This window comes from Trinickia camelliae (assembly GCF_053525655.1).
Window position 1 is genome coordinate 13,679 of sequence record NZ_JBCHAA010000019.1, and the last position, 25,468, is coordinate 39,146.

Genomic DNA, 25,468 nt, shown 5'->3' on the forward strand with positions numbered 1-25,468 from the left:
GTTCCGGTTACGTTGGGGACTTCTTCTTCGTGTTCTTCTTCGGCGACGACCGCAACGCCGGCCCGTCGTCGAGCGACCGATACGCCTCGTGCACGATGCTCTTGAACCATTCGAGCCCCGGATCATGCGCGCTCGTGCGGCGATAGAGCATCGATACGTCGTAGTCGTCGAACCGCACCGGCGGCGCGCACATCTCGAGCTGCGAGACTCGCGCGAGCACACGGGCGGCATGCAGCGGCAGCGTGGTCACCGCTTTCACCGACGCCAGGAACGCCGGCACCGCCGAGAAATGCGTGAGCGCGGTTTGCACGTGACGCGCCTTGCCGATCGCGCGCAAGGCCGTATCGACGGCGCCTTCGCGTCCCGAGAACGACACGAGCACATGCGGCAAGGCGAGGTAGTCGGCAAGCGTGAGCGGCATCTTGATGCCCCAGCGCACGCTGTCGACCACGCACGCGTAGTTGGAGGTGCCGAGCGGATCGCGGCAGGCCCAGCGTTTCGGCGATGCGCCTACCGTCACCGCGAGCTCGATCTGCTGTTCCTCCAGCATCGCGTCGACGGTGTGCCGGTTCGTCTGCCTGAAGATAACCGATACGCCGCTCGCGCGCTCGAGCACGCGCCGCGAGATTTCGGGGCCGATCGCCAATTCGAAATCATCGGACATGCCGATGACGAAGCGCCGCGTCGACGCGAGCGGATCGAACTGGGGCACCGGCGCGAGCGCGGACGAGAGCGAACCGATGCCGCTTTGCAGCTGCTCGACGATGTCGAGCGCGCGCTGCGTCGGTTGCATGCCGCCTCTGACACGTATGAAGAGTTCGTCCTCGCAAGTCTCGCGCAGACGCGCGAGCGCGGCGCTCGTTGCCGCCTGGCTCAACGCGAGGCGCGCCGCCGCGCGCGTCACGCTGCGCTCTTGCCACAGCGCGAGAAACACCACGGCGAGATTCAGATCGATCTTCCTGACATCCAAAATATCGATTTTCATCATCCAAACAATTTGTTTTATTCATATTCACGGCGGTAGCATACTTGGCTTCCTCAACTAAGGGGAGGGTCGATTGATGAGCACGCATCGTGTTGCCGTGGTTCAAGCCGGGTCTACGCTGTTCGATACGCCGCGCACGCTCGAGCGCATGCGCGCGCATTGCGAAACGCTCGCTCGCGAGGGCGTCGAGCTGGCGGTGTTTCCTGAGGCGTATCTAGGCGGGTATCCGAAGGGCCTCGATTTCGGCACGCGCGTAGGCTCCCGTTCGAGCGCCGGACGCGACGATTTTTTGCGCTACGCGCGCTCGGCCATCGATGTGCCGGGCGTCGAAACCGAGCGCATCGGCGCGTTCGCCCGAGAGGCGCGTTGCAACCTCGTGGTCGGCGTGATCGAACGCTGCGGCGCGACGCTCTATTGCACGGCGCTCTTTTTCAACGAACGCGGCGTGCTCGTGGCCAAGCACCGCAAACTCATGCCGACCGCAAGCGAGCGCTTGATCTGGGGCAGCGGCGACGGCTCGACGCTGCCCGTGGTTCAGAGCAGCGTCGGCAAGGTGGGGGCGGCGATCTGCTGGGAAAACTACATGCCGATGTTGCGGCAATCGATGTTCGCGCGCGGTGTCGAGATCTGGTGTGCGCCGACGGTCGACGAACGCGAGATGTGGCAGGCTTCAATGCGCCATATCGCGTATGAAGGGCGCTGCTTCGTGCTGAGTGCGTGCCAGTTCCTCACGCGCGAGGATTGCCCGCCCGATTACGATTGCATCCAGGGCAACGAGCCCGGCACGCAGTTGATCTCAGGGGGTAGCGTGATCGTGAGCCCGCTCGGCGAGGTGCTCGCGGGCCCCGTCCGTGGACAGGAGGCGGTGCTCACCGCCGATATCGATTTGGATGATGTCGTGCGCGGCAAATACGACCTGGACGTGGCGGGGCACTATGCGCGCCCCGATGTGTTTTCGCTGCAGGTCGACATGCGGCCGAAGAGCAGCGTCGTGTGCACGATCGATGCGCTCGACGCAAACGGCGAAGAAGCGGCAAGCCGTTTGCCCGAACCGCCGCCGATGGCGCATGGCGAATGAGCGTGACGCTGGAGGTCCGGGCCGTGTGCTTGCCGCGTCACGCCGGCGGCAATTCGCGCACGTCGGCGGTCGGGACTTGGCCGAAGCCATCGCTTAGCACATAGCCGATCAGTTTCGACGCCGATTGCTCCGGCGTTGCGAGCTGCCCGTTGCGCTTGAGGTCTTCGAATCGTTCGCGCAGCGGGAAGCGGTCGGCTCCCGTGCCGCGGATTTCGGCTTGCATGTCGGTGTCGACGACGCCCGGCGCGACGCTGCAGATTTTCAGCGCGCGGCTCTCGTCGAGCGCCACCGAGCGCGCGTGATGATCGAGCGCGGTTTTGGTCGCGCAATAGATGCTCCAGCCGGCGTACGCATTGCGTGCCGCTCCGCTCGAGATATGAACGATGCGGCGGTCGCCTGCGTCGGCGGTCGCCGCCGCGAACGCGCTTGCGAACATCAACGGCGTCGCGACGTTCAGCGAAACGGCACGCGCGATTTCGCCCGCGTTCTGCACTTCGCAAGGGCCGATCGGCTGCACCGTCCCTGCGTTGTTGATGAGCAGCACGCGTTGCGCTCCGCTCGTGAAATCGCGCAACGCGTCGCCGGCGAGCCATTGTTCGACGTGCGCGAGGTCCGACAAGTCCAGTTCCGCTTCATCGAGCAAGCCTGCGAAGCGTTGCGCCAGCGTGGCGTGGCGCGAACGCGAGACGCCCAGCACGGCGATGCCGCGTGCGAGAAGTTGCTCGGCAAGCGCTGCGCCGATGCCGCGCGTATGGCCGGTGAGGATGACTTTGGTGAGCGGGGTGCTGCTGGAGGGGGTGGGGGTGGTCATGGCAAGGTTGGGTAGACGCGGGAAGTCGCAAAGTGTGCGTATTTTGCGACTGAACGAAAGGATTGGCTATGTAGCTACGATGTAGATACGGGCGCTTGACTCGTCGATCCGGTGTATCTACAATGGCTATCCATAACTGGAGTGCCGCAATGGAACTGTCGATTCAGAAATGGGGCAACAGCGCGGCCGTGCGCTTGCCCACCGCATTGCTCGATCAACTCAAGGTTGCTTTGGGCGACAAGCTGGCTGTGGACGTCCGTCCAGAAGGCATCATGCTGAAGCCCGCGCGGCACAAATACGTGCTCGAAGACCTCGTTGCTCAATGCGATCCCAAAGCGCCGCTGCCTGCCGATCTGGAGGCATGGGGCGGTGTGGTTCCGGTTGGTCGTGAAGCATGGTAAGGCGCATCAAGTTCGATCGGGGCGATATCGTGCGCGTCAACCTGAATCCAACGGCGGGGCGTGAGCAGCAAGGCGATTTTCGCCCGGCGCTCGTGCTTTCGCCCGCGGCGTTCAATGCACTTGGTGTCGCGCTTGTGGCGCCGATTACCCAAGGCGGCGAGTTCGCGCGCTTCGCCGGCTTTGCTGTTCCGTTGTCGGGCTCTGGCACGGAAACGCAAGGGGTCGCGCTGGTGAATATGGTTCGAACGCTCGATCTTGAGGCGCGCGGAGCGAAGAAGGTAGAACGCGCACCCGCTGAAGTCGTAGACGACGCTCTGGCTCGCTTGCAAACCATCCTTGATTGATGTGACGCAACACGTTAGATGAACGCCCGGCCTAACTACAGCTGGGCGTTTGCCATTCACTGAAAATCCGTCGACACCGACACCGCCTCCCACGCATCGATCTCCGCCTTCAGCGCGCTCAACTTCTCCCGCACCAACGTCACCGCGTCACGCCCGAGCAGCAGATGCATTGGCGGGTTCTCCGATGCCACGAGCTTGAGCATCGCCCGTGCCGCCTTCGCCGGATCGCCCGGCTGGTTGCCGTCGAGCTTGCGGCGCCGCTCGCGAATCGGATTGAACACCTCGTCGTAGTCGGCAATCGTGCGTTCGGCGCGCACGAGCGAGCGGCCCGCCCAATCGGTGCGGAACGCACCCGGTTCGACCGCCGTCACGGCGATGCCGAGGCTCTTCACTTCCTTCGCCAGCGCCTCGGAAATCCCCTCGAGCGCGAACTTGCTGCCGTGATAGATGCCGAGGCCCGGGAAGGTGATGATGCCGCCCATCGACGTCACGTTGAGAATGTGGCCCGCGCGGCGCTTGCGCATATGAGGCAGCACCGCGTGAATCATGGCCACGGCGCCAAAGACGTTGACGTCGAATTGCTTGCGCAATTGATCGAGCGTCGATTCTTCCAGCAGCCCCTCGTGGCCGTAGCCGGCGTTGTTGACTAGCACGTCGATCGGACCGAAATCCGCTTCGATTTCGGCGACGACGCGGTGGACGGCATCGGTGTCAGTAACGTCGAGCAGCTTGCCAAGGGCACGTTCGGGATCGAGTCGATTGAAGGCTTCGAGCGCGTCGGCGTTGCGTACGGTGCCGACGACGCGATGTCCATCGGCGAGCGCGGCTTCAGCGAGCGCGCGCCCGAAACCGGAATTGGCGCCGGTGATCAGAAAGACTTTGCTTTGCGGGTTCGACATGGGTTTGACCGTTCGGTAGGGGAAGGAACCCTCATGCTAGGTCCGTCCCTTCCGTTCGGTAACCCGTTTTGGCGCGTCAGCCTTTGAAGCCAAACTTCAAGCGGACGATCACAACAGCAGCAGCGCCGCGCTCGCCACGCAGGTCGGCACGATCGCAGCTGCGAGCAATCCCATCACGCCGACGGATTCGTCTTCGAAGCCATGGCGCACGATCGCGAGCCCGGCGGGGTTCGGCGCATTCGCGATCACCGTGAGACCGCCACCGGCCACCGCGCCCGAGACCAGCATGTATTTCGCCTCCTCGGACATGCCCGCGATCAGCGAGCCGAGGTAGGTGATCGCGGCGTTGTCCATGACGGCCGTGAGGCCCAGCGCACCGGCGTAGAGCGCGTGAGCGTCCATCGATGCGACCACGGCTTGCAGCCACCACTGCTGCAAGCCGCCGAGCACGACGAGCCCGCCGAGGAAGAACGCAACGAGCAGACTTTCGCGCAGCATCAGCGGCGATTGGAATTGCTCGTAGGCTTGCGTGTAGCCGAGGAAGAACAGGAACAGGCCGATGAAGACCACGGGATGATGCGCGCCGATCACCACGCCAACGAGGAACAGCAGGTGGATGAGTGTCACGGGCAACGGCACGGCGGGCGGTTTGGGCGTGTCTGCATTCGCGCCGGTCGTCCCGGTCTCGGTTGAGCGCGCGTTGCGCAGCGCCGTGCGCATGAGCAGCATCAGGCCGGTGGCGTTGATCACGACGGCAAGCGCCGCTTTCCAACCGAACTGCGCGGCCATGAACGTGCTGTCCCATCCCCATGCGGACGCCACCATCAGCACGGGCGGCGCGGCGTAAGCGGTCAGCGTGCCGCCCACCGAGACGTTGACGAACAGCACGCCCAATGTCAGATACTTCCAGCGCTCCGCGATCGGCGCGGCAAAGAGACGATCGCGCAGAATCAGCGCGGCGAGCGTCATTGCGGCAGGCTCCGTGATGAACGAGCCGAGCAAGGGAATCACGGTGAGCGAGAGCCAGACGACGGTGACATTCGTGTCGAACGGCAAGAGGCGAGCGATGCGCATGACGAGCCCCGTCACCGCTTCGAGAATCGGCCGGCTCGCCGCGATCACCATGATCGTGAACACGAAGAGCGGCTCGTTGAACTCGCGCGACTCCGTGTAGTGCAAGGCCTGCTGAGGCCCGGCAAGCGCGATGATCGCGAGAATCAGAATCATCGCCCAGAAGCCGAACACGACTTCCACTTCGCCGAGAAAGTGAAAGAGCCCGGCATGTTCGGGATGCCGGTGAGCGAGCACCTCGAAGCGTTTCGCGAGAAACGTATGGACGAGTGCGAGACCGAAAATCACCGCGCCGGCAATCTCGACTGAATGTGGCATCTGCTCTCCTCGATATAAACGATTCGCGCGGAGTGTACGCGATGAGTACGCAGATGGTCTGCTTTTAAGATGAGCGCGGGCGATGTCGGAAACACTCGGGGATTCGTTGGTTGCGCATTGTTTTTAAGACGAGTCTGATATTTAAGCCTCCTGCACGTGGTCAGAATCCTAGCCACCTCTCCCATCTAGAAAAGGCAACCACGATGCAATCCACTCACCGTTCTCGCCGGCTGCGTCTCGCGATGTGGCATCAGATCCTGATCGCGTTGATTCTCGGCGTGGCCGCCGGACACTTCATCGGCGAACCCGCGAAGATGCTGCAGCCGCTCGGCGATATCTTCATGTCGCTGATCCGCATGTGCGTGATTCCGGTCGTGTTCGTTTCGCTCGTGTGCGGGATCACGTCGCTGTCCGATCTGGCCGCGATGCGCCGTATCGCGACGAAGTCGATCGTCATCTACTTGGCGCTGATGGGGTCGACCACGGTGATCGCCATCGTGATCGCGATGACGGCGCGCGTGGGCGTCGGCTTCGATCTGCCGGCAGGCGCGTCGGCGACCGCGGCGATGAGCGAACCGACGAGCCTCAAGGAAGCCTTGCTCGCCGCGATTCCGTCGAACCCGTTCAAGGCATTCGCCGAAGGCGCGCTGCTGCCGACCATCGTGTTCGCGATCTTCTTCGGCCTTGCCGTCAATCTGTCGGGCGAGCGTGCGGCGCCGGTCCGCACGTTCTTCGAGAGCCTCTCCGCCGTCGTCTTCAAGCTCATCGGCATGGTGCTCAAGTTCGCGCCATTCGGCGTGTTCGGCCTGATGGCGTTCGTGACCGCGGACCGCGGCTTCTCCGTGCTTGGCCACCTCGCCTCGCTCGTCGTGGTGAACTACGCGGTGATGCTGTTCTTCATGATCGTCGTGTGCAGCATCTTGCTGATCATGGTGCGCCTGAATCCGCTGCCGTTCTTGCGCAAGGTGTTGCCTGTACAGCTCTTCGCGTACTCGTCGGCGAGCAGCGCGGCCACGCTGCCGCTCAATCTCGAGACCACCCAGGAGCGGCTCGGCGTCGATTCGCGCGTCGCGAGCTTCGTGCTGCCGCTCGGTTCGACGGTCAACATGGCCGGCCTCGCCTGCTACCTCGGCACCGTGACGATCTTCGCGAGCAACGCGTATGGAATCCATCTGACGACCTTGCAGCTCGCGATGGTCGTGGCGACCACGGCGCTCGCGTCGATCGGCGCGGCTGGCATTCCCGGCGCGGGTCTCGTCGTGATGAGCCTGGTGTTGGCTTCGGTCGGGTTGCCGCTCGAAGTGATCGCGGTGATCGCGGCGGTGGACCGTCTGATCGACATGTGCTGCACGTCGGCCAACGTGACCGGCGATACGCTGACCGCCGTGGTGGTCGCGAGGACCGAAGGCGCGCTCGATCTCGAACAATACAAGCGCGCGTGATTCGCGCGTCCGGGCGCGCCTTTCGAGCGCGAGCCCGGCTCTATCGCAGGAACGCTTCCGTATGGGGCGTTCCTGCTTTTTCTTCCTGCCGCAGAAAGTCGATCAGCGCCCGCAGCTTGGGCGCCACGCGGCGCCGGTCCGCGTAATAGAGCGTGAAGCCGGCGAGCGGCGGGCTCCAGTCCGCGAGCACGCGCACGAGGCGGCCGTCGTCGAGGAAACGCTCGAGGTAGCCGTTGATCATGTAAGCGATCCCGATGCCGTCGAGCGCCGCCTGCACGAGCGCAGCGGAGTCGTTGACGATGAGCGGCCCGCAGACCGCCAGCTCGAGCGTTTCTCCTCCCTTCTCGAACGGCCAGCGTTCGATCTGGCCGGACGTCGAATGCCGGAAACAGATGCAAGCGTGATTGAGCAGATCGTGCGGATGCCGGGGCAAGCCGTGACGCGCGAGGTATTCCGGCGAGGCGATCACGTGGGCCGTTATCGGCGGCCCGATTTTGACGGCGACCATGTCGCGTTCGACCAGATCGCCGAAGCGGATTCCCGCGTCATAGCCGCGCCCGACGATATCGACGAGCGAGTTTTCGATCGATACGTCGAGGCGGATGTCGGGGTACTGGTCCAAAAAGCGTCGCAGGATCGGCTGCAGCACGATCATGTGGCCCGAGCGCGCCACGTTCAGGCGCAGCAATCCGGCAGGCCGGTCGGCGACCGCGCCGAGTTCCTCCGAGGCGAGCGTCAATTCGCGCACGGCCGGCAAAATGCGCTCGAAATAGGCCGCGCCGGCTTCGGTCAGGCTCGTGCCGCGCGTGTTGCGGTTGAACAGCGTGAGCCCGACGCGCGCCTCCAGATGGCGGATCGCCTGGCTGACCGCCGACGGCGATACGCCGAGCTTCACGGCCGCCGCCGAAAAACCGTTCTCTTCCGCTACCGCAATAAATGTGACGATTCCATCGAGCTGATCCTGACGCAATTGCAAGCTCCTGCGATGGGATGGGCTCGGTCAGCGCTGTTTCAACACGTCTTCGAGCCGGTTGCAAAACATATCGCAAATCGATTCGTCATGCGCGATCGACAAGTAAAACTTCGTGCCCATCGGATTGAGGAAGATCCCGCGCTCGAACAAACCGAGCATCATCTTGCGGGCCATCCGTTTGTCGCCGCGAGCGCTCGTGCGGTAGTCGTTCACCGCGCCGCTCGTGAAGACGATTTGCGCGAGCGGGCCGTCGCCGATCACTTGTCCCGTCACGTCGCATTGCTCGAGCACCTCTCGCAGCGAGGCGCGAAAGCGCTCGCCTAGCGCATGCAGCGCCGCATAGGTGTCCGGCGCGCGCAGCACCGCGAGCGCGGCATTGCCCGCCGCGCTCGACACCGGATTGCCGCCGAGCGTGGAAGCCATCCACACGTAACCCGGCGAGCCGATGTGCTGCTCGTTCACGTGGTCCATCAACTCGGGCCGGCCGCCGAACGCGCCAATCGGATAGCCCCCGCCGAGCGCCTTGCCGTAAGCGACGAGATCGGGCACGACGCCGTAGTATTCCTGCGCGCCGCCATAGGCGAGCCGAAACCCGGTGACGACCTCGTCGAAGATCAAGAGCACCTGCGCTTCGTCGCAGATGCGGCGTACGCCCGCCAGAAAGCCGGGCTCCGGCGGCGTGCAACGCTGCAGCGGCTCCATGAGCACCGCGGCAAGCTCATGGCCGTGCTGCGAGACGATCAACTCGGTCACGCCCAAATCGTTATATGGCGCGACGAGCAGTTCGCGATCCACCGACGGCGTGCCCGCGCTCGTGTGCTCGGGCTGCGGGAACGGCAACTGCTTGCTGGGGAAGAGGCTCGTCACGCCTGCTTCGTTGGCGCCGTGATAGGCGCCTTCGAACTTGAGTATCTTGGGCCGCCCTGTCGCGGCACGGGCGAGCCGCTGGCAGTACATCGTTGCCTCGGTGCCCGACGCGCAGAAGCGGACCTGCTGCGCCGCCGGGCTCACGCGGCGGATTTCCTCGGCGAGCTGCAAGCAAGGTTCGTTCAAGTGTGCAAAATTCGAACCCAGCGCCGCCTGGCGCTGTACGGCTTCGACGACTTCCGGCCGCGCGTGTCCCACGAGCGCTGAACCCCAGCCCATCGAGAAGTCGAGGTATTCGCGCCCGGCGGTGTCCCACAGCCGGGCGCCTTCTCCGCGTTGTATTGCGATCACGCTCTCAGGCGGCCAACCGAATTCGCCATTGGCGACGCCGCCGGGAAAGACCTGCAACGCTCTCGATGCAATCGACTCGGCCATGATCGTTCTCGCGAAGACACGCTGTTGCAATTCGCAAAACACCTTTCAGTCAGCATAGACGATGATGCAGGGAGCGCATGATTCGGCGCGAGACTTCATGTCCTAGCGGCGAAAGCGCCGCGACATCAAATCGCCACAAGACACGTCGAGCATCGTCCACTCGCCGCCGCGCTTTACGGCGCGTCGCGGCTGGGCGCCGCTTTGACCTTTGACTCAACGCAGCCACGATTCACGATCTAGGAAAGGAGTGCACTATGGACCTGCAATTCGATCACGTCGTTGTTCTGATGCTCGAAAACCGATCGTTCGACCACTTGTTCGGCTACCTCGGCATCGGGGAGGGCGTGCCCGCAGGAGGCTTCACCAACTACAAGACCGCCGGCAACGCCGAGACCACGGCGTATCAGACTCGCAAGGGCGGCGACTACACGTCGGTGGGGCAAGGCCCGGCGCACTCGCTCAAGCAGATCAACGAGCAGCTCTTCGGCAAGACCAATGTGCCCGCAAACCAGCCTGCCGCTTCGGCGAAGCTCGATGGTTTTGTCGCGTCGTTCAATACGTCGTTGCGATACGACCTCAAGCGCGACCCGACCGATAGCGAGCTGCAGCAAGTGATGAATTGCTTCGATCCGGTGCAATTGCCGGTGCTCTCGACGCTCGCGAAGAACTTCGTGCTGTGCGACCACTGGTTCTCGGACGTGCCCGGGCCGACAGTGCCGAATCGCGCGTTCGTGCATGCGGCAACGTCGCAAGGCTATACGTACAACGCGAACTGGAAGCCGAATCTCACCTGCGACACGATCTACGACCGCATCAACGCGACGAAGAGCGCGTCGTGGCGCGTCTACTATCACGACACGAACGACGTGCTCCAGCTCTTTCCGAACGTCGAGAAGACGCCGCAAAACAACGTGCTGTTCGAAGGCAACTTTCTCGCCGACGTGTCCGGCGACAAGCTTGCCACCTACTCGTTCATCATGCCCGCGTTCATCGGCTCGCCGACACAGCCGGTCAACAGCATGCACGCGCCGGCCGACGTGCGGCCCGCGGAAAAGCTCGTGGCGGACATCTACAGCGCGCTGCGCGCCAACGAGGACGTTTGGAAGAAAACGCTCTACATCATCGTGTTCGACGAGCACGGCGGGTACTACGACCACGTGCAGCCGCCCGCAACGATATCGCCCGACGGCATTCCGGGCCGCCTCGACCAGTCCTATCTCGTGCCGTTCGATTTCGATCGACTGGGGCTTCGCGTGCCTTGCATCCTGGTTTCGCCTTGGTTCCAAGCGGCGGTCGATTCGACCGTGTACAGCCATTCGACGATTCCCGGCTCGGTGATCGAAGCGTTCGGTCTCGGCAACTTCTTGACCAAGCGCGATGCGCAGGCCGCCAAGCTGACCCAGAAGTACCTCGCGAAGAACGACACGCTGACCTGGCGCACGGACACGCCCGATGTGACCGTCCCCGTTCAACCGCAGGTCATGGACGCGATGCAGCGAGAGTTGCTCGATGGCTCGGTGCATCTCGATCCGCATCCCGCGAACCGCAATCCGCTGCGCACGCAGGACATTCAGGACCCGCAGCAGGCGAAGGACTTTATCCGCACCCAGGTCGCGAAGCATCTGGAGCATTACTTCGCTTCGGGCGGCAACAGTAGGGTCGCGGCCGGGTTGTCGGCCGACAATCAGCATCCTGGCGCTTCCGTTAGCGCGTCGCGTATCGACGAGTTGCGAGCATCGAAGGGGCATCATGCGGAGCCGAAGGAACGGCCCTAAACGACGCCGCATGCACAACAGCGACGAAGCAGCGTATCGTCTCGAACAGGGCGGGCGATGATGCTGGAGCAAAGGCGTCATCGCTCCGGCAACATCGAATCAACTTGCAGGAGACACGTTTTGAATCCACTCGTCGCGATGGCGGCCGACGATCTCGCGCAAACGATTCGTGCGCGCGAGGTGTCGTGCCGCGAAGTGATGCAGGCTTACCTCGATCAGATCGAACGCTTCAATCCGTCGGTCAATGCAATCGTCGCGTTGCGCGAGCATGACGCGCTGCTTGCCGAGGCCGCCGAGAAAGACGCCGCGCTCGCTCGCGGACACTATGAAGGCTGGCTGCATGGCATGCCGCAGGCGCCGAAGGATATCGCGCAAGTCGCGGGCATGATCACCACGCAGGGCTCGCCGATTTTCCGCAACAACGTGACCGGCATCGACGGGATTGCGGTGGCGCGCGTGCGTCGCGCCGGGGCGATTTTCATCGGCCGCACCAACACGCCCGAGTTCGGTTTGGGCTCGCACACCTTCAACGAAGTCTACGGCGCGACGCGCAATCCCTACGACGCGAAGAAGAGCGCGGGCGGCAGCAGCGGCGGCGCGGCCGCGGCGCTCGCGATGCGACTCTTGCCCGTTGCCGATGGCAGCGACTTCGGCGGATCGCTGCGCAATCCCGCAGCGTTTTGCAACGTGTATGGCATGCGCCCGTCGCGAGGCCGCGTGCCGGCAGGGCCAGCTCCCGAGCGTTTCATTCAGCAGCTCGGCACCGAAGGGCCGATGGGGCGCACGGTGAAGGATGTCGCGATGCTGCTCGCGATTCAGGCGGGCTACGATGCGCGTGCGCCGCTGTCTTTAGCCGAGGATCCCGCCGTCTTCACGCAGGCGCTCGACGCCGATGTGAAGGGACAGCGCATCGGCTGGCTCGGCGACTGGAACGGCTATCTGCCGCTGGAGAATGGCATTGCCGCGATGTGCGAGCGCGGGCTCGGCGCGTTGCGCGGCATCGGTTGCGATGTCGATGCACTTGCGCCGCCCGTCGCGCCCGAGAGTCTGTGGCAGACCTGGCTCGTGCATCGTCACTTGCTAGTCGGCGGCAATCTGCTCGCGCTCTATCAGGACGAGGCGAAGCGCGCGTTGCTCAAGCCCGAGGCGGTGTGGGAAATCGAGGGCATGCTCAAGCTTTCCGCGGCTGAGGTTTATGCGGCGAGTGTCGAGCGTTCACGCTGGTATGACGTGCTGCTTGACGTGTTCGAGCGCTTCGACTACCTCGCGGCGCCGACCGCGCAAGTGTTCCCGTTCGATGTGAACAAGCGCTGGCCGGACGCGATCTCAGGCGTGCAAATGGACACCTATCATCGCTGGATGGAAACGGTGTGCCCGTGGACGCTCTCCGGCTGCCCGGTGATCAACGTGCCGGTCGGTTTCAACGAGGCGGGCTTGCCGATGGGGATGCAGTTGATCGGGCGGCCGCGCGGCGATTTCGCTTTGCTGCAGCTCGCGCGCGCGTATGAGCGGGAATGCGATTGGGTCAATACGATTCTGCCGCCGGCATTGGCTGATGGGATCCAATGAAGGGATCGAATAAAGCGTTGCACTAGGATGAGATCAAGTATGAATAGTCGCGAAACACAAAGGGACCTTATCGAGCTGCGCGATCGCTTGCGCGAGTTCGCGGCCGAGCGGGACTGGGAGCAATTCCACACGCCGAAGAATCTGGCGACGGCGCTGAGCGTCGAGGCGAGTGAATTGCTCGAGCCTTTTCAGTGGCTCGTTTCCGGAAACGAGGAGTTGGACGACGCCAAGCGGAAGGCCATCCGCCACGAAATGGCGGACGTGTTGGCGTATTTGGTCATGCTCGCGGACAAGCTCGACATCGATCTCTTTCAGGCGGCATTGGAAAAGATCGAAATCAATCGCGCGAAGTATCCCGCGGACAAGGTGCGAGGGGACTCGCGCAAGTACTCGGAATACAAGCACTCCGAGCGATAACCCGTCATATGGCGAGCCGGTGTGCTGTGCGCTACAGATCGAGCAGTAGCCGCTCGCCGCCTGCCTTCTCCGCGCTCGCCGGAACAGCGCAGCAAATCAGCGCTTCGCCATCGGGCACTTCGAACATCGGCGGTTCCCGATAAGCGACCGCGCCTTCCACGATCCGCGTGCGGCATGCGCCGCACATTCCCGCGCGGCAGCCGAACTCCGGCGTCAAGCCGCGTGCTTCCGCCAGATCAAGGAGCGTTCCGTGATCGGGCGTCCAGCGCGCTTCCTTGCCCGAGGCGACGAATAGCACTGGAGCGGATTTTTCCGCAGGCGCTCGCGCCTGTCCCACTTCGGCGCATCGATCCTGGGTGCGCTGAAGTCCTGACGGTCCGAACGATTCGGCGTGGATCCGCTTGTCCGCAATCGAGAGTCCGCGCAAGCCGTCATAGAGCGACTGCGTGAATCCGGATGGGCCGCAGACGTAGAAATCGAAATCGTCGAAGGGCAGCGTGGCTTTCAGCACGTCGATATCGAGGCGGCCTTGCGCATCGTAGTCGTGTTGTTCGACGGCGCCCTCGGTGTCGCTCAGCATGCGAATGATGCGCACGGCGCCTCGCGACTTCTCGACCAGCGCTTCGATCTCCGCCGTGAACGCACGCTCAGCGAGCGAGCGCGCGGAATAGAAGAACCACGTAGGACGAATCCGCCGGCGGCGCAGGCCCTCGTAGACGAGATGCCGCAACATCGCGAGCATTGGCGTCACGCCGACTCCGCCAGCCAGCAATACGACGGGGCGCTGTTCGTGCGCGTCGATCGTGAAGTTGCCGGCGGGCGCGCGCGCTTCGATGACGTCGCCCTCGCGCAGCGTGTCGTGCAGATGTTGCGACACGGCGCCGTCGCGCTTCACGCTGATCCGGTACGTGTCGTCGGACGGCGCGACCGATAGCGTATATGTGCGAATCAGCGGGGTTTCGCCCGTTGTACGAGCGATGCGGATCGGCAGATGCTGGCCGGCCAAGTGCGGGATCAGTCCCGCTCCATCCGCGGGTTCGAGATGAAACGAACGGATCACCGAGCTTTCGTCGACGATCTTCGCGATCCGGAAGGGGCGCCATGCGTCTGCGAGCTTCATCGCCTTGACGCGCTCCGCGCTTTCCTCCCAGCTTCCGGTCATCGTCGCATAGGGGGAGACGCCGTCTTCCGGCAGCGTCCAGCGCAGCGGCATCGCTCCCGCACGATAGACGATGCGGCGCGGCGTGAAGCGCCACAGCCGCTCCGCGCCTCGGAACGTGGCGATCTCGGGCGAGTCGAGGTCCACTTCGGCGTCGCCGGTGAGCTGCAGCAGGTCGCCGCTTTCGAAATCGGCGAACACGAGCCCGGCCTTCGGGTTCGATAGAAAATTGCCGAGCGTGTTGAAGAACAAGTTGCCTGAAAAGTCCGGCACGGTGAGCACGCCGTCTTCACCCAGGCGCACGAACCCGCGCTTGCCGCCGCGATGCGAGACGTCGACTTCGCGGCTGCCGTCGCTGCGCTCGACGTATGACGCGACAAAAAACGTATCCGCTGCAGCGATCAGCGAGGCCGCGCGCGCGTCGAGACGAGACAAGTCGACCGGCGTTTGCGCTGACGGCAATGAAGGCTCACGGACGAATTCAAACTGGCGCGCCTGGATATAGCGATTGCAGTTGCCGAACGATTGCCTGACGCCGACATCGAAGCCGCGCTCGGACGCCTGGCTCACGACGCCGTTCAACCGGTTGCGCCGCCGCGTGTGCAGTTCGACGCCGATGAGCGCGACGGCCGCGCCGTCGTGAATCCCGGCGCTGGCGGGATCGCGCGGATCGCGCATCGCGTTCACCTGGAGCGCGTCAGGCGTCGGCGCCTGCAGGAAGCCGGGCTCGCCCGCGAGCAACGTGGCCCATACGTCGCCCGCTGCGTCCACCGCGCCGAGCGCGACGAACGGAATGAGCGGATAGAACTCGCGATGCTGGTCGATCAGATGATCGCGCACCACGCGGCGGCCCACGCCGTCCATTTGCCTGACGACTCCGGTACGCCGCTGCAACGCCAATTCGCCCGCATGCCAGGGCGAACCGGTGTCATTCTCTTGTGCAGGCGTCGGCATGATGAACCCTTTACGTGAACGCGATTTGCGCAATGCGCCATCGAAGGAGTGTAGGGTAGCGCTCGCCGCCGCGCTTCGATAGACACCGGGCGCGGGCTTGAGACGATTGAGCGGATATATGAGCCACCCGAGCGTGCGCCGGCAAGACAAGGCTCCTACACTCGAACCGCAGCGCACCGAGCGCTGACCCGCATTGGAGCGTCCACTGGAGAACCCATTTCATGACGACACAGACTGAACCGTCCGCTGCGCTTCCGTCCACCGCGTTGACGCTGCCAAGCCGGCACGATTTCCAAACCACGGTCATTCGACTGAAGGATGCGCTGGCCGCGAGCGGCATCACGCTGTTCGCCGACATCGACCAAGCCGCTGCCGCACGCGAGGTAGGAATGGCATTGCGCCCGACGCGGCTCTTTCTGTTCGGCAATCCGAAGGCGGGCACGCCGGTCATGGTGGCCAATCCGCTTGCTGCGTTGGAATTGCCGCTGCGTGCGGTGATCTGGGAGGACGAGGCGCACGCGGTCCACCTCACGTATCACGACGTGACGAAAACGCTCGATGGCGTGTATCGCGTCGATCCCGCGCTCTACGCGCCGTTGAGCCGAGTGCCGGCGCTGCTGCAGCGCATCGTCGGGGAGGATTGAAAGCGAGCGATCCCCCTCGGTTGTCGAACGCCGCGATCTGACCGACACTATGCGTCTCGCTGAAATTGAACGCATAGACGCTACCTGGAGAATCGCGATGTTCGAGCACGTTCCCGCCTATCCCGGCGACCCGATCCTGAGCCTCAACGAAGACTTTCAGCAGGATCCGCGGCAAAACAAGGTCAACCTGAGCATCGGGATCTATTTCGACGACGCCGGCGCGCTGCCGGTGATGGGCGCGGTGCGCGAGGCGGAAAGCGCGCTGCTCGGCAGCATCGGGCCGCGCCCGTATCTGCCGATGACGGGCCACGCGGCGTACCGCGACGCCGCGCAGGCGCTCGTGTTCGGCGCCGATAGCGACGCCCGCGCGAGCGGCCGGATCGCGACGCTGCAGACGATCGGCGGCTCCGGCGCGCTGAAAGTCGGGGCCGATTTCTTGAAGCGCTATTTCCCGAACTCGCAGCTTTGGCTCAGCGATCCGAGCTGGGAAAACCATCGCGTCGTGTTCGAGAGCGCCGGCATCACGGTCAATTCGTATCCGTACTATGACGAGCGCTCGGGCGGCTTGCTCTTCGAGGAAATGCTCGACACGATCAAAGGCCTGCCGCCGCAAAGCGTCGTGTTGCTGCACGCGTGCTGTCATAACCCGACGGGCGTCGACTTGAACGACGCGCAATGGGCGGAACTCGTTCCCGTCTTGCAGCAACGCAAGCTGATCGCCTTCGTCGATATGGCATATCAAGGCTTCGGCGCGGGGCTCGAGGAAGATGCGGCATGTATCCGTATGCTGGCTTCGTCGGGTGTGCCGCTCATCGTCGCCAACTCGTTCTCGAAGAATTTTTCGCTGTACGGCGAGCGCTGCGGCGCGTTGAGCGTCGTGTGCGAATCGGCCGAAGAAGCGAAGCGCGTGCTCGGCCAACTGGCGTCGAGGGTGCGCGCGAACTACAGCAATCCGCCTACGCACGGCGCGCGGCTCGTGGCCGGCGTGCTCAATGCGCCGGCGCTGCGCGCATCGTGGGAGCAGGAACTGGGCGCGATGCGCGAGCGGATTCTGGCGATGCGCAAGCGCATTTACGACGGGCTGAACGGTCACGTCGAAGAGCGGCTTCTCACGCGCTATCTCGCGCAGCGCGGCATGTTCACGTATACGGGCTTGACCGAGGCTCAGGTGGAAAGCCTGCGTGAAGAGCACGCGGTGTATCTGCTGCGCTCCGGGCGCATGTGCGTGGCCGGCTTGAACGAGCGCAACGTCGGCTACGTGGCTTCGGCCATTGCCAGTGTTGTGAAAAGCACCGCGTGAGCGGGGGCGTGTTCGAGCGGCGGCGTGATTTCGCGCGATGGGCGGCTGCGCTGGGGGCCGCCGCATCGGTCGTTTTGTCGGCGGTCGCGCTGCCTGCAGTCGCGCAAGAGCAAGCGGGGAGTTCGACGCTGCACCCGGTAGCGGTGATCGCGGATGCGCGTCTGCCGATCGACACGCAGCAAGGGCATGCGGAGTTTCCGCTCTATGTGTCGGGAGACTGGAGCACGCCGCAACCGCGCGTCGAGCGCGCCGTGATCGTGATTCACGGCAGGCTGCGCAACGCCGATGTCTACTACCGGACTGCGGAGAAAGCGCGCGACGCTGCCGGTGTCGATGCTGCCACGACGCTATTGATCGCGCCGCAATTTCTCGCGACGATCGACGCCACGACGCACACGCTGCCGGAGGGCTTGTTGCGCTGGAAGGGCGAAGCATGGGAGGGCGGCGAGGCCGCTGTCGGAAGCGTGCCGATCAGCTCCTACGCCGTCCTCGATGCGATCTTGGCCCGCCTCGCCGACCGGCGTCTCTTTCCCAACCTCAAGTACGTGACGATCGCGGGCCACTCGGGCGGCGCGCAGGTGGTCCAGCGTTACGCCATCGCCGAGCATGGAACGCAAGCGCTGACGGACGAAGGCATCGACGTGCGTTACGTCGTGGCCAATCCATCTTCCTACGCATATTTCGACCGGCAGCGCCCCGACGCGCAAGGCGTCGCGGGCACATTCGACGCCGCGCAATGTCCCTCGTTCGACGCCTGGAAATACGGCATGGAAGACCGCCCCGCTTACGTGAACGATCGCACACCGGCGCAACTCGAAGCGGCATTCGTGAAGCGGCGCGTGGACTATCTGCTAGGCGGAGACGATATCGATCCGCAGCACCCGGCTCTCGACAAGAGCTGCATGGCGGAAGCACAGGGCCCGCATCGCATGGCACGCGGCCGCGCTTACTTCGCTTATTTGCAAAGCCGTCATCCGGGCGACTTGAATCAGAGCCTGCACATCGTGCCGGGCGTGGGGCACAACGGCGATCTCATGCTGAGCTCGCCGTGCGCGCTTCATGCGATGTTCGGCACGGGCGAATGCGCGGATTGATCGGAAAGACTCTCGATGAAGCGCGCGACCAGCGGATCGGCGATGAAGCTCGCGGCGGAGTCCGCGAGCAGAATCGCCGAGCACTCTTGCGGCCTCGCCACGACATAACCTTGCACGTAGTCGACACCGATTTCATGCAAGGCCTTTAGCGTATCCAAGTCTTCGACCCATTCGGCGACGCTGCGCATGCCGAGATTGTGCGCAAGCGCGACGAGCGCTTCGACGATCGCGACGTCGGCCGGATGCGAGCACATCGAGCGGACGAACTCGCCGTCGATTTTCAGGGCGTCGGCCGACAGCGACTTCAGATAGCGGAACGACGTATAGCCCGCGCCGAAATCGTCGAGCGCGATCTTGGCGCCCATGTCGTGCACGCGGTTGATGAAGCGCTGCGTGTTCCCGAGGTCGTGCAGCGCGACGCTCTCTGTGATCTCAAGGCAGAGGTACCGAAGAATCGAACGGTAGCGGGCAAACAACACGAAGATGTCTTCGGTGAAGCGCTCGTCGTTCAGCGAGCCGCCGTTCAGATTCACGCAGATGAAGCGCGTCTTCGGCAGCGACCTCTGGTTGGTTTCGATCCAATCGAGCGTGGTGCTGACGACCCATTTGTCGAGCGCGGCGATGTTGCCGGACTCTTCGGCGGCGGCAATGATCTTGTCGGGCGTGACGACTTTGCCGTCGGCCGCGCGCATGCGCAGCAGCACTTCGAAATTCAGCGATTCGGTCGGCGCGGCGAGCGACATGATCGGCTGCATCACGAGGAAGAGGCCGGCCGGCAACTGATTGCGGCCGAACGATTCGACCAGCTTCAGCTCCGCTGCGCGTTGTTCGAAGGCGGCAGCCCCCTTGCGATACACGACGAGCCGGTTGTGGCGGCTTTCCTTGGCCTCGCGGCACGCGCGGTCGGCATGCGAGAGCGCGTCTTGCACGCGCACGCCGTGCGAACACTCGACGAGGCCGATCGACGCCTTGACTTGAAACGCCCGGCTGCCCACCTGATACGGAATTTCGTTGAGTTCGGCGAGCAGCCGCGTGCACATCTCGACGGCTTCATCGATCGACGTCTCGTGCATGATGCACACGAATTCGTCGCCGCCCATGCGCCCGAACGAGAAGTTGCCGTGAAAGCGCGCGAGCACGCGGTCGGCGACCTGCTTGAGCACTTCGTCGCCCGCGCGGTGGCCGAAGAGATCGTTGATCAACTTGAAACGGTCCAGATCGATATAGGCGAGCGTCCAAAGCGCCGCGTTCTCGCTTTGCGTCGCGATCGCCTTTTCCAAGCCGCGCCGGTTCAGCGACCCCGTGAGCGGATCGTGCTCGGCGAGAAAGCGCAGCCGCTCGATCGCCTTCGAGCGTTCGGTCACGTCTTGTAGCGAGCCTTCGATCCAGTTGTTCGACGTGATCGCCTTGAGCAGATAGCGGCGATCCGCCGTGCCGTGCGCTTCGGAGCCGCCGATTTCGAGTTCGCTGTCGCGGCCTTTGAGCGACAGCGCTTGCAGCGAGCCCCATGCGCCCGGCTCGAAATAGTCGTTCCAGTGGCGCAGCCCGTAGTCGCTCTTTTGCATGGCGAGTATCTCGCGCAACGCGGGATTGGCGCGCACGAAGCGCCCGCGCGAATCGAGCGTGAAGAGGCCGATCGGCGTGACCTCGTAGGTGTTGCGCAATTCGATCTGCGCCTGGCGCCGGTGCTCGCGTTCCGCGCGCATCTGTTCGGCGATGGCGAAGGCGGCCATCATGCTCGAGGTCAGCGCGGCAAGCACGGGGCTGACACCGGCAGCCAACTGGCGCACGCCAAACGCCGCGCCGAGCACCTCGGAGAAAGTCGCGAGCAGCACGACCGCAAGCGATGCGACGTACCACATCACCGTGCGCGAGCGCGCTTTCCAAAGCAGCCGCGTCAGCAGGAAGATCAGCACGCTGATGCCGAAGCCGCCGAGTACCCACAGCGCTGGGATGAAGTGTGCGTAGGAGAGGGGAATCGAGAGGACGAGCAACACGAGCCCGACGTTTTGCGCAACGCGCAGCAGCCAGCGATAGCCGACGATTCTGAGCTCGCGGCGAAACAGCTGGCTAAATAGCGCGCCCGTCAGCAGGTAATACGCGGCAAAGGTGACTTTGCGCAGCAGCGGCAGATCGGCGGGAGGGATCACACGATCGAGCCACTCGGTATCCCAGCCCATCGCATTAGCGCACAAACGTAGATTGCCGATGAGCCACATCGCGAAGATCACGTAGGTCCACTCGCGATTGATGATGGCCGTGACAAAGACGAATACGGCAAGCGTCAGCAGGCCGCCCGCGATCAAGCCGGAACTCTCCTGGAAGTCGAGCGCCGAATTGCGCAATTGCTCGGCGTTCAACGCGTCGATGGTCAATTGCGCGGGACCCGAAAACGTGCCGCGGCAGAGCAGCTGCGTCGGAGTTACGGGTTTGCCGAGCGAAACCGCAAAGCCGGCTTTGACCATGCGCATCTGTCCGGATACGGCATCGCGGCTGGCGCGGCCCAGCGACTGCAGTGCCGGTGCGGTCCAGCATTCGAGCATTTGCGCGTGGCGCGACGGAAATTCGACGAGCGTCGACAGACGCGCGCTGGCGACGGGTGCGGAAAACGTGAACCAAATCGGTGTTTCCGCGAGTTTCGTGCTGAAGTGATTGATCGCTGGCGCGTTGGCCAGCGCGTCCAGTGCGGAAGCGGGGGTAAGTGTCGACGTCTTGTCGTTGAGCGCGCGAAAGGCCAGCGAGCCTGAATTGGCCGACGGGTATTCCCGAGGCAGCAGCAAAAGAACGACGATCGTGCTCAGGGCAATCAGCACCGGCACGATGTAAATGGAAAAGAAGTAAAGCGCTTGATCGAGCTTCGATCCGGCGCGTGCGCGTCTTAAACGGGCGATGGAGCCGCCGAAGCGGCCGCCAAATAATCCACCAGGACCTCGAGGACCAAGCGACGCCATATCTGCAATTCCCCCAGCCACACTCTTGCGCCGCCGGAACGGCGGCGGTGCGAATCTTCGCCCGCCGCCACCCGTTCGCTGTTGCGCCCGGTCACATTAGAGCGCGGCTTCATTTCATTTCCATAGCTCGATTAAGCAATGCGCGATCCTTCTTGGCATCGTACCGGTTCCGGCCTCAAAGATAAATCGTTCGGTACGCGCAAATCGATATCCGGATGATGTGTCTGGAAGACGAATTTGAAAAGTGGGTGTTTCGCTTCCCCCCACCGCTGGCGCGCCACCCCGACTTCTCCGGCCATGACCCGATGCGGCAAGCCGCCGACGTGCGCCATCGGCATAAATTGCCGATGCTCAAAAACATCTTCGAACAGCATTGCATCGTATTCGCGATCGATTGGCGAACGCGCGGTAATAATGAGCCAATCAATTTGTTGTTGCTCGCAATAGAGGAACAATGCTTTGAACAACATCATTTTCACGACCTTGCCGACGGCGCCGTTCGCGACCCCCAAGCGAGTGGCTTCGGCAAGGCGCGCAGCACCAAACCGGTGCGGCAGGTCCACCGAATTTTCGACGGGAAGCGGCCCGAACTCGTTGGTCTGAATGCGCATCGTGCCGATCGGCGCATCGTCGAGCTTGGATTCCGCGAGCAGCACGGTCGTGCCGGGCTCGCGGTCGCAGACTTCGACCGCCATCTTTTGCGCAAACTCCGGCAAGTGCCGGCCATATGCCGTGCGCCGCACATCCACGCATTTCCTTAGATCGCGTTCATCGGACGCAATGCGGATCGAGAACGGCATCCGTTCTGGATTTTGGAGCGCTTGAATAGCCGGTAATTCAAGCCTGCTGGCGAGTTCGCGAGCATCCTGCATCATTTCCATTGCATTCATTTTGAACCCCTTTGTATTGGTGAGGGAGAGCCGTAGCGCCGGCCGTATGTGGCGTGGCAGCGCGGCAGGATTAGCGTCTCACGAAGACAAATTCGGGAGTGCGGTGTACCGAAGGTTCGGGAGCAATTTTTGCGGCTTTCGATGAGAGATTGGCGGATCGCGGCAGCGGGAAGGGGACGCGAGTGCGTGGCGCAGCATTGACGGGGCAAGACGGATGCGGCTGAGATGTCAGCTGTTGAGATGGCGGCGTGCGCGCGAGAGCTGAAAGAGCGGCAGGGGATCGCTGCGTTAGCAACCTTTCGTTAGCCTGAATAACAGTGAGATTGCCTGGCGCGTACGCGGTTTCATCGCGCTGGTTGCCTGGCGATTGCATGCCGTTATAGGAATTTCGGGCGATTTCCATTCGTTGCCGATGGAATAGCGCTTTCGACTTTTACACGTAAAAAGGCCAAATCGTGGGAAACGCAACGCGCCGCTGTTATTGCGTTTTCCATTCATGCGTATGTCTCTAATTCGCAGAGCGTGAGAAAACGTCCTGAATTGCGACACATCCGGTTTTGACAATTGCGCTAAAGCTATTTGAAAGGTTTTGGCGAGCGACGCCTGCGCAAAGGATGTGCAGCCGTTGAAGTTGGGATTCATCCCCGGCTAGTATTCGGTGATGGGGCCGAATAACTACCGAGGAGGAGCACCTGCATGGACCGCCTTCAGGCGATGGAAGTCTTTACGCGCGTCGTCGAGACCAATAGTTTTTCCAAGGCGGCCGAGATGCTCGAGTTGCCGCGCGGATCGGTGAGCAATCTGGTGCAAGCGCTGGAGCAACACGTCGGCGTGCGCCTCTTGAACCGGACGACGCGGCAGGTCAGCGTGACGGAGGATGGCGCGCTTTACTACGAGAAGTGCGTCAAGATCCTGGCTGAGATCGCCGACGCCGATTCGTCGCTATCGAACAAGCGCAAGAACCCGTCGGGCACGATTCGCGTCGACACGTCCGGCACGATTGCCAGGTCGCTGCTGTTGCCCGCGTTGGACGAGTTCTACCGGCTGTATCCGCTCATCGAGGTCCGGCTCGGGCTCGCCGACCGCAACATCGATCTGATTCAGGACGGTGTCGATTGCGTGATCCGCATGGGCGCGCTCGAGGAGTCGAGTTTCGTCGGGCGCCGCGTTGGCAATGCGAAGATCGTCACGTGCGCGTCGCCGGCTTATCTGGAAGAGTACGGCGAACCGGCCACGGCGGAAGACCTGAGCCAGCATCGCGCCGTGAACTACGTATCGCAGCGCACGGGAAGGACGTTTCCGTTCGAATACGAAATCGGCGGCGAACTCGTCAAGATCCCGATGAATGGCGTGCTATCGGTCAACGATGGCTCGACTTACATCACCGCGGGGGTGCTCGGCTACGGGATCATCCAGCCGTCGCGCTACATGGTGGCGGACCTGATCGCCGAAGGGAAATTGAAGGAGATTCTTACTTCATACTATTGCCCGCCAACGCCTATTTCCGTCGTTTATCCGCATCGCGAGCACCTTAGCTCGCGGGTCCGCGCGTTCACCGATTGGGTGATCGAAATGGCGGCGCGCAATCCCGATCTGCGGCTTTGATCGATTCGGCTGGCTCGGTACGGGTTGCGCGTGAATCGTTGCTATACGCGCTCGCGATTCGCCACGCCGGCCGGGATCATCGCAGCCAGGCTCACGCGTCCTTCTGAAAGCAGCTTGAATGTCGATACCGATCCGGCCACGGCCAAGCCAATCGGGATGAGAAAGTCGTGGCTGACGCGCGTGAATTCCATGAGCAACACTATTGCCGTGAGCGGCATCTGCATCGATGCCGCGAGAAACCCCGCTGCGCCGACGATCGCAAACGCGCCCTGCGAGGTACCCGGCCAAACGAGATTCCACAGGCCGCCAAGCACGATCGCGAGCAGTGCGCCGTTAGCGAGACCCGGGGTGAGCAATCCGCCTTCTGCGCCGGCGCGCAGGCTGCTCGCGCAAATGGCGACCTTGAGGATCAGCAAAGCGGCAGCGAGTCCGATGGTCAGATTGCTGTCGAACGCGAGACTTGCGGGGCCCTTTCCGTTGCCTGGCAATTGAGGGAAGTGCATCGCAAGCACGCCGATCACCGCGAAGTTAATCAGCGACAGGAGGGGCAAGCGCCAATCTTTAGGCGCATTCGCACGCGCTCGCGTCATCAGCTTGGTGAATCCCCATGCGGCTGCTCCGAAAACCGGACCGCACAACAACGACCACACGAAAAGCGGACTGCTCACCGCGAGCTGCGCAACCCGATACTGATGCTCGTTTCCGAGCCCGACCCACGCCACGACCGCGGCCACGGCTGACGTCACGATGGCCGGCACCAGCGCCGGCCAACCAAAAGTGCCCAGCAGCACTTCGAGCACGAAGATCGCGCCGCCAAGCGGCACGTTATAAACCGCGGCGAGACCGGCGCCCGCGCCGCAAGCCACCATGATGCGGCTCTCGGCAGCGCTCAATCCGGCGCGATGCGACACCCAGCCGGCCCACATCGAGCCGATCTCGCGCGGCGCGACTTCGCGCCCCAGCGGCGAGCCCAACGCGACGGTCACGATCTGCAAGAGCGCATGAACCGTCGTGCTCACGACAGGCATGCGCGGATCGTCTGCCTTGACGGCTTTCTTGATGCTGACGAGCGGACGTCCGAAACGATAGAGCGCCCACCAGCCGGCGCCCGCGACACTGCCGCAAACCGTGAGCGCCATCAGGCGCCGCTGCGGCGCGGCGGCGCTCACGCCTTGCAAGAAGCTTTCGCTGCTGATCACATGATCGACGCTAAAGCCGTAAGCGATGTGCTGAATCCAATGCAGCAACAACGCGAGCAGCATGCCGCCAAGGCCGGCGCCGACGCCCGTCAGGAGCGTGACCGCGATAAGTGCGCCGAGGGGGCTTCGGTCGCGAAGCGTCTTGGCTTGCGTGGTCGGAGTGGTTGGCATGGCGTTGCGCATGGGAAAGCGGTTTGGAATGCCGCCATCCTATTGAGCAACGACGCATGAGACAAATTGATTTTTCTCACCTTTTGATGCGCGCACTGCATAGGCGCAAGGCGAAG

At 63.2% G+C, this 25,468-nt stretch carries 21 protein-coding genes; 11 read left to right on the forward strand and 10 right to left on the reverse strand.

Annotated features, from left to right (window positions below; genetic code table 11):
• Positions 1–7: 7 nt before the first annotated feature.
• Positions 8–988: a LysR substrate-binding domain-containing protein gene (locus AAHK20_RS27065; protein ID WP_449184560.1), complete on the reverse strand. Its 981-nt coding sequence runs from the start codon at positions 986–988 to the stop codon at positions 8–10.
• Positions 989–1,061: 73 nt separating this feature from the next.
• Here AAHK20_RS27065 and AAHK20_RS27070 point away from each other — a divergent pair, with 73 nt between their 5' ends.
• Positions 1,062–2,063, forward strand: a complete 1,002-nt coding sequence (locus AAHK20_RS27070) for a carbon-nitrogen hydrolase family protein (protein WP_449184561.1) — start codon at positions 1,062–1,064, stop codon at positions 2,061–2,063.
• Positions 2,064–2,100: 37 nt separating this feature from the next.
• On the opposite strand, the gene AAHK20_RS27075 is transcribed toward AAHK20_RS27070, so the two are convergent.
• Positions 2,101–2,874, reverse strand: coding sequence for an SDR family oxidoreductase (locus AAHK20_RS27075; protein WP_449184562.1), 774 nt, complete (start codon positions 2,872–2,874; stop codon positions 2,101–2,103).
• Between the two features lie 149 nt (positions 2,875–3,023).
• Between AAHK20_RS27075 and AAHK20_RS27080 the strand changes: the two genes are divergently transcribed.
• On the forward strand, positions 3,024–3,275 hold the full coding sequence (locus AAHK20_RS27080) for an AbrB/MazE/SpoVT family DNA-binding domain-containing protein (RefSeq protein ID WP_449184563.1): 252 nt from the start codon (positions 3,024–3,026) through the stop codon (positions 3,273–3,275).
• Positions 3,269–3,619 (forward strand): type II toxin-antitoxin system ChpB family toxin, encoded by a 351-nt coding sequence (locus AAHK20_RS27085; RefSeq protein WP_449184564.1) that lies wholly within the window; start codon positions 3,269–3,271, stop codon positions 3,617–3,619. Before AAHK20_RS27080 ends, AAHK20_RS27085 begins: the two co-directional genes overlap by 7 nt.
• 56 nt (positions 3,620–3,675) lie before the next feature.
• On the opposite strand, the gene AAHK20_RS27090 is transcribed toward AAHK20_RS27085, so the two are convergent.
• Both AAHK20_RS27090 and AAHK20_RS27095 read right to left on the reverse strand, forming a co-directional pair.
• Positions 3,676–4,518: an oxidoreductase gene (locus AAHK20_RS27090; protein WP_449184565.1), complete on the reverse strand. Its 843-nt coding sequence runs from the start codon at positions 4,516–4,518 to the stop codon at positions 3,676–3,678.
• A gap of 108 nt (positions 4,519–4,626) precedes the next feature.
• Entirely contained in the window at positions 4,627–5,907 is a 1,281-nt protein-coding gene (locus AAHK20_RS27095; protein WP_449184566.1) for a putative Na+/H+ antiporter, read from the reverse strand.
• A gap of 203 nt (positions 5,908–6,110) precedes the next feature.
• Between AAHK20_RS27095 and AAHK20_RS27100 the strand changes: the two genes are divergently transcribed.
• Positions 6,111–7,349: a dicarboxylate/amino acid:cation symporter gene (locus AAHK20_RS27100; protein WP_449184567.1), complete on the forward strand. Its 1,239-nt coding sequence runs from the start codon at positions 6,111–6,113 to the stop codon at positions 7,347–7,349.
• Between the two features lie 40 nt (positions 7,350–7,389).
• Here the strand turns inward: AAHK20_RS27100 and AAHK20_RS27105 are convergent, their stop codons facing one another.
• On the reverse strand, positions 7,390–8,319 hold the full coding sequence (locus AAHK20_RS27105; protein ID WP_449184568.1) for a LysR family transcriptional regulator: 930 nt from the start codon (positions 8,317–8,319) through the stop codon (positions 7,390–7,392).
• Positions 8,320–8,349: 30 nt separating this feature from the next.
• A complete protein-coding gene (locus AAHK20_RS27110) occupies positions 8,350–9,624 on the reverse strand; it encodes an aspartate aminotransferase family protein (protein ID WP_449184569.1) in 1,275 nt (424 codons plus the stop codon).
• 254 nt (positions 9,625–9,878) lie between these two features.
• Between AAHK20_RS27110 and AAHK20_RS27115 the strand changes: the two genes are divergently transcribed.
• The 3 genes from AAHK20_RS27115 (at position 9,879) to AAHK20_RS27125 (ending at position 13,385) form a co-directional block, all read left to right on the forward strand.
• Complete coding sequence (locus AAHK20_RS27115) at positions 9,879–11,399, forward strand: alkaline phosphatase family protein (RefSeq protein ID WP_449184570.1); 1,521 nt, start codon at positions 9,879–9,881, stop codon at positions 11,397–11,399.
• 120 nt (positions 11,400–11,519) lie between these two features.
• Positions 11,520–12,968 carry an amidase gene (locus AAHK20_RS27120; protein ID WP_449184571.1) on the forward strand — a complete coding sequence of 483 codons (1,449 nt, stop codon included), beginning with the start codon at positions 11,520–11,522 and terminating at the stop codon, positions 12,966–12,968.
• Between the two features lie 39 nt (positions 12,969–13,007).
• Positions 13,008–13,385, forward strand: coding sequence for a nucleotide pyrophosphohydrolase (locus AAHK20_RS27125; RefSeq protein WP_449184572.1), 378 nt, complete (start codon positions 13,008–13,010; stop codon positions 13,383–13,385).
• 31 nt (positions 13,386–13,416) lie between these two features.
• On the opposite strand, the gene AAHK20_RS27130 is transcribed toward AAHK20_RS27125, so the two are convergent.
• Positions 13,417–15,498 (reverse strand): 2Fe-2S iron-sulfur cluster-binding protein, encoded by a 2,082-nt coding sequence (locus tag AAHK20_RS27130; RefSeq protein WP_449184573.1) that lies wholly within the window; start codon positions 15,496–15,498, stop codon positions 13,417–13,419.
• Positions 15,499–15,719: 221 nt separating this feature from the next.
• Here AAHK20_RS27130 and AAHK20_RS27135 point away from each other — a divergent pair, with 221 nt between their 5' ends.
• The 3 genes from AAHK20_RS27135 (at position 15,720) to AAHK20_RS27145 (ending at position 18,536) form a co-directional block, all read left to right on the forward strand.
• Positions 15,720–16,142, forward strand: a complete 423-nt coding sequence (locus AAHK20_RS27135) for a DUF302 domain-containing protein (RefSeq protein ID WP_449184574.1) — start codon at positions 15,720–15,722, stop codon at positions 16,140–16,142.
• Between the two features lie 97 nt (positions 16,143–16,239).
• Positions 16,240–17,442 carry an amino acid aminotransferase gene (locus AAHK20_RS27140; protein ID WP_449184575.1) on the forward strand — a complete coding sequence of 401 codons (1,203 nt, stop codon included), beginning with the start codon at positions 16,240–16,242 and terminating at the stop codon, positions 17,440–17,442.
• Entirely contained in the window at positions 17,439–18,536 is a 1,098-nt protein-coding gene (locus tag AAHK20_RS27145; RefSeq protein ID WP_449184576.1) for an alpha/beta hydrolase, read from the forward strand. Before AAHK20_RS27140 ends, AAHK20_RS27145 begins: the two co-directional genes overlap by 4 nt.
• Here the strand turns inward: AAHK20_RS27145 and AAHK20_RS27150 are convergent.
• Complete coding sequence (locus AAHK20_RS27150; RefSeq protein WP_449184577.1) at positions 18,500–21,487, reverse strand: EAL domain-containing protein; 2,988 nt, start codon at positions 21,485–21,487, stop codon at positions 18,500–18,502. The two genes, AAHK20_RS27145 and AAHK20_RS27150, sit on opposite strands and share 37 nt — an antisense overlap.
• A gap of 131 nt (positions 21,488–21,618) precedes the next feature.
• On the reverse strand, positions 21,619–22,377 hold the full coding sequence (locus AAHK20_RS27155) for an N-acyl amino acid synthase FeeM domain-containing protein (RefSeq protein ID WP_449184578.1): 759 nt from the start codon (positions 22,375–22,377) through the stop codon (positions 21,619–21,621).
• Positions 22,378–23,073: 696 nt separating this feature from the next.
• Between AAHK20_RS27155 and AAHK20_RS27160 the strand changes: the two genes are divergently transcribed.
• Complete coding sequence (locus AAHK20_RS27160; RefSeq protein WP_449184579.1) at positions 23,074–23,982, forward strand: LysR family transcriptional regulator; 909 nt, start codon at positions 23,074–23,076, stop codon at positions 23,980–23,982.
• A gap of 41 nt (positions 23,983–24,023) precedes the next feature.
• Here the strand turns inward: AAHK20_RS27160 and AAHK20_RS27165 are convergent, their stop codons facing one another.
• Positions 24,024–25,364, reverse strand: a complete 1,341-nt coding sequence (locus AAHK20_RS27165; RefSeq protein ID WP_449184580.1) for a chloride channel protein — start codon at positions 25,362–25,364, stop codon at positions 24,024–24,026.
• Between the last annotated feature and the right edge of the window lie 104 nt (positions 25,365–25,468).

Excerpts from the sequence above, each read along its gene's own strand:
- AAHK20_RS27155 (WP_449184578.1), bottom strand. The coding sequence starts at position 22,377 with ATGAATGCAATGGAAATGATGCAGGATGCTCGCGAACTCGCCAGCAGG.
- AAHK20_RS27125 (WP_449184572.1), top strand. The coding sequence starts at position 13,008 with ATGAATAGTCGCGAAACACAAAGGGACCTTATCGAGCTGCGCGATCGC.
- AAHK20_RS27110 (WP_449184569.1), bottom strand. The coding sequence starts at position 9,624 with ATGGCCGAGTCGATTGCATCGAGAGCGTTGCAGGTCTTTCCCGGCGGC.
- AAHK20_RS27065 (WP_449184560.1), bottom strand. The coding sequence starts at position 988 with ATGATGAAAATCGATATTTTGGATGTCAGGAAGATCGATCTGAATCTC.
- AAHK20_RS27075 (WP_449184562.1), bottom strand. The coding sequence starts at position 2,874 with ATGACCACCCCCACCCCCTCCAGCAGCACCCCGCTCACCAAAGTCATC.
- AAHK20_RS27070 (WP_449184561.1), top strand. The coding sequence starts at position 1,062 with ATGAGCACGCATCGTGTTGCCGTGGTTCAAGCCGGGTCTACGCTGTTC.
- AAHK20_RS27160 (WP_449184579.1), top strand. The coding sequence starts at position 23,074 with ATGGACCGCCTTCAGGCGATGGAAGTCTTTACGCGCGTCGTCGAGACC.
- AAHK20_RS27140 (WP_449184575.1), top strand. The coding sequence starts at position 16,240 with ATGTTCGAGCACGTTCCCGCCTATCCCGGCGACCCGATCCTGAGCCTC.
- AAHK20_RS27080 (WP_449184563.1), top strand. The coding sequence starts at position 3,024 with ATGGAACTGTCGATTCAGAAATGGGGCAACAGCGCGGCCGTGCGCTTG.
- AAHK20_RS27085 (WP_449184564.1), top strand. The coding sequence starts at position 3,269 with ATGGTAAGGCGCATCAAGTTCGATCGGGGCGATATCGTGCGCGTCAAC.
- AAHK20_RS27135 (WP_449184574.1), top strand. The coding sequence starts at position 15,720 with ATGACGACACAGACTGAACCGTCCGCTGCGCTTCCGTCCACCGCGTTG.
- AAHK20_RS27150 (WP_449184577.1), bottom strand. The coding sequence starts at position 21,487 with ATGGCGTCGCTTGGTCCTCGAGGTCCTGGTGGATTATTTGGCGGCCGC.
- AAHK20_RS27115 (WP_449184570.1), top strand. The coding sequence starts at position 9,879 with ATGGACCTGCAATTCGATCACGTCGTTGTTCTGATGCTCGAAAACCGA.
- AAHK20_RS27130 (WP_449184573.1), bottom strand. The coding sequence starts at position 15,498 with ATGCCGACGCCTGCACAAGAGAATGACACCGGTTCGCCCTGGCATGCG.
- AAHK20_RS27090 (WP_449184565.1), bottom strand. The coding sequence starts at position 4,518 with ATGTCGAACCCGCAAAGCAAAGTCTTTCTGATCACCGGCGCCAATTCC.
- AAHK20_RS27165 (WP_449184580.1), bottom strand. The coding sequence starts at position 25,364 with ATGCGCAACGCCATGCCAACCACTCCGACCACGCAAGCCAAGACGCTT.
- AAHK20_RS27100 (WP_449184567.1), top strand. The coding sequence starts at position 6,111 with ATGCAATCCACTCACCGTTCTCGCCGGCTGCGTCTCGCGATGTGGCAT.
- AAHK20_RS27095 (WP_449184566.1), bottom strand. The coding sequence starts at position 5,907 with ATGCCACATTCAGTCGAGATTGCCGGCGCGGTGATTTTCGGTCTCGCA.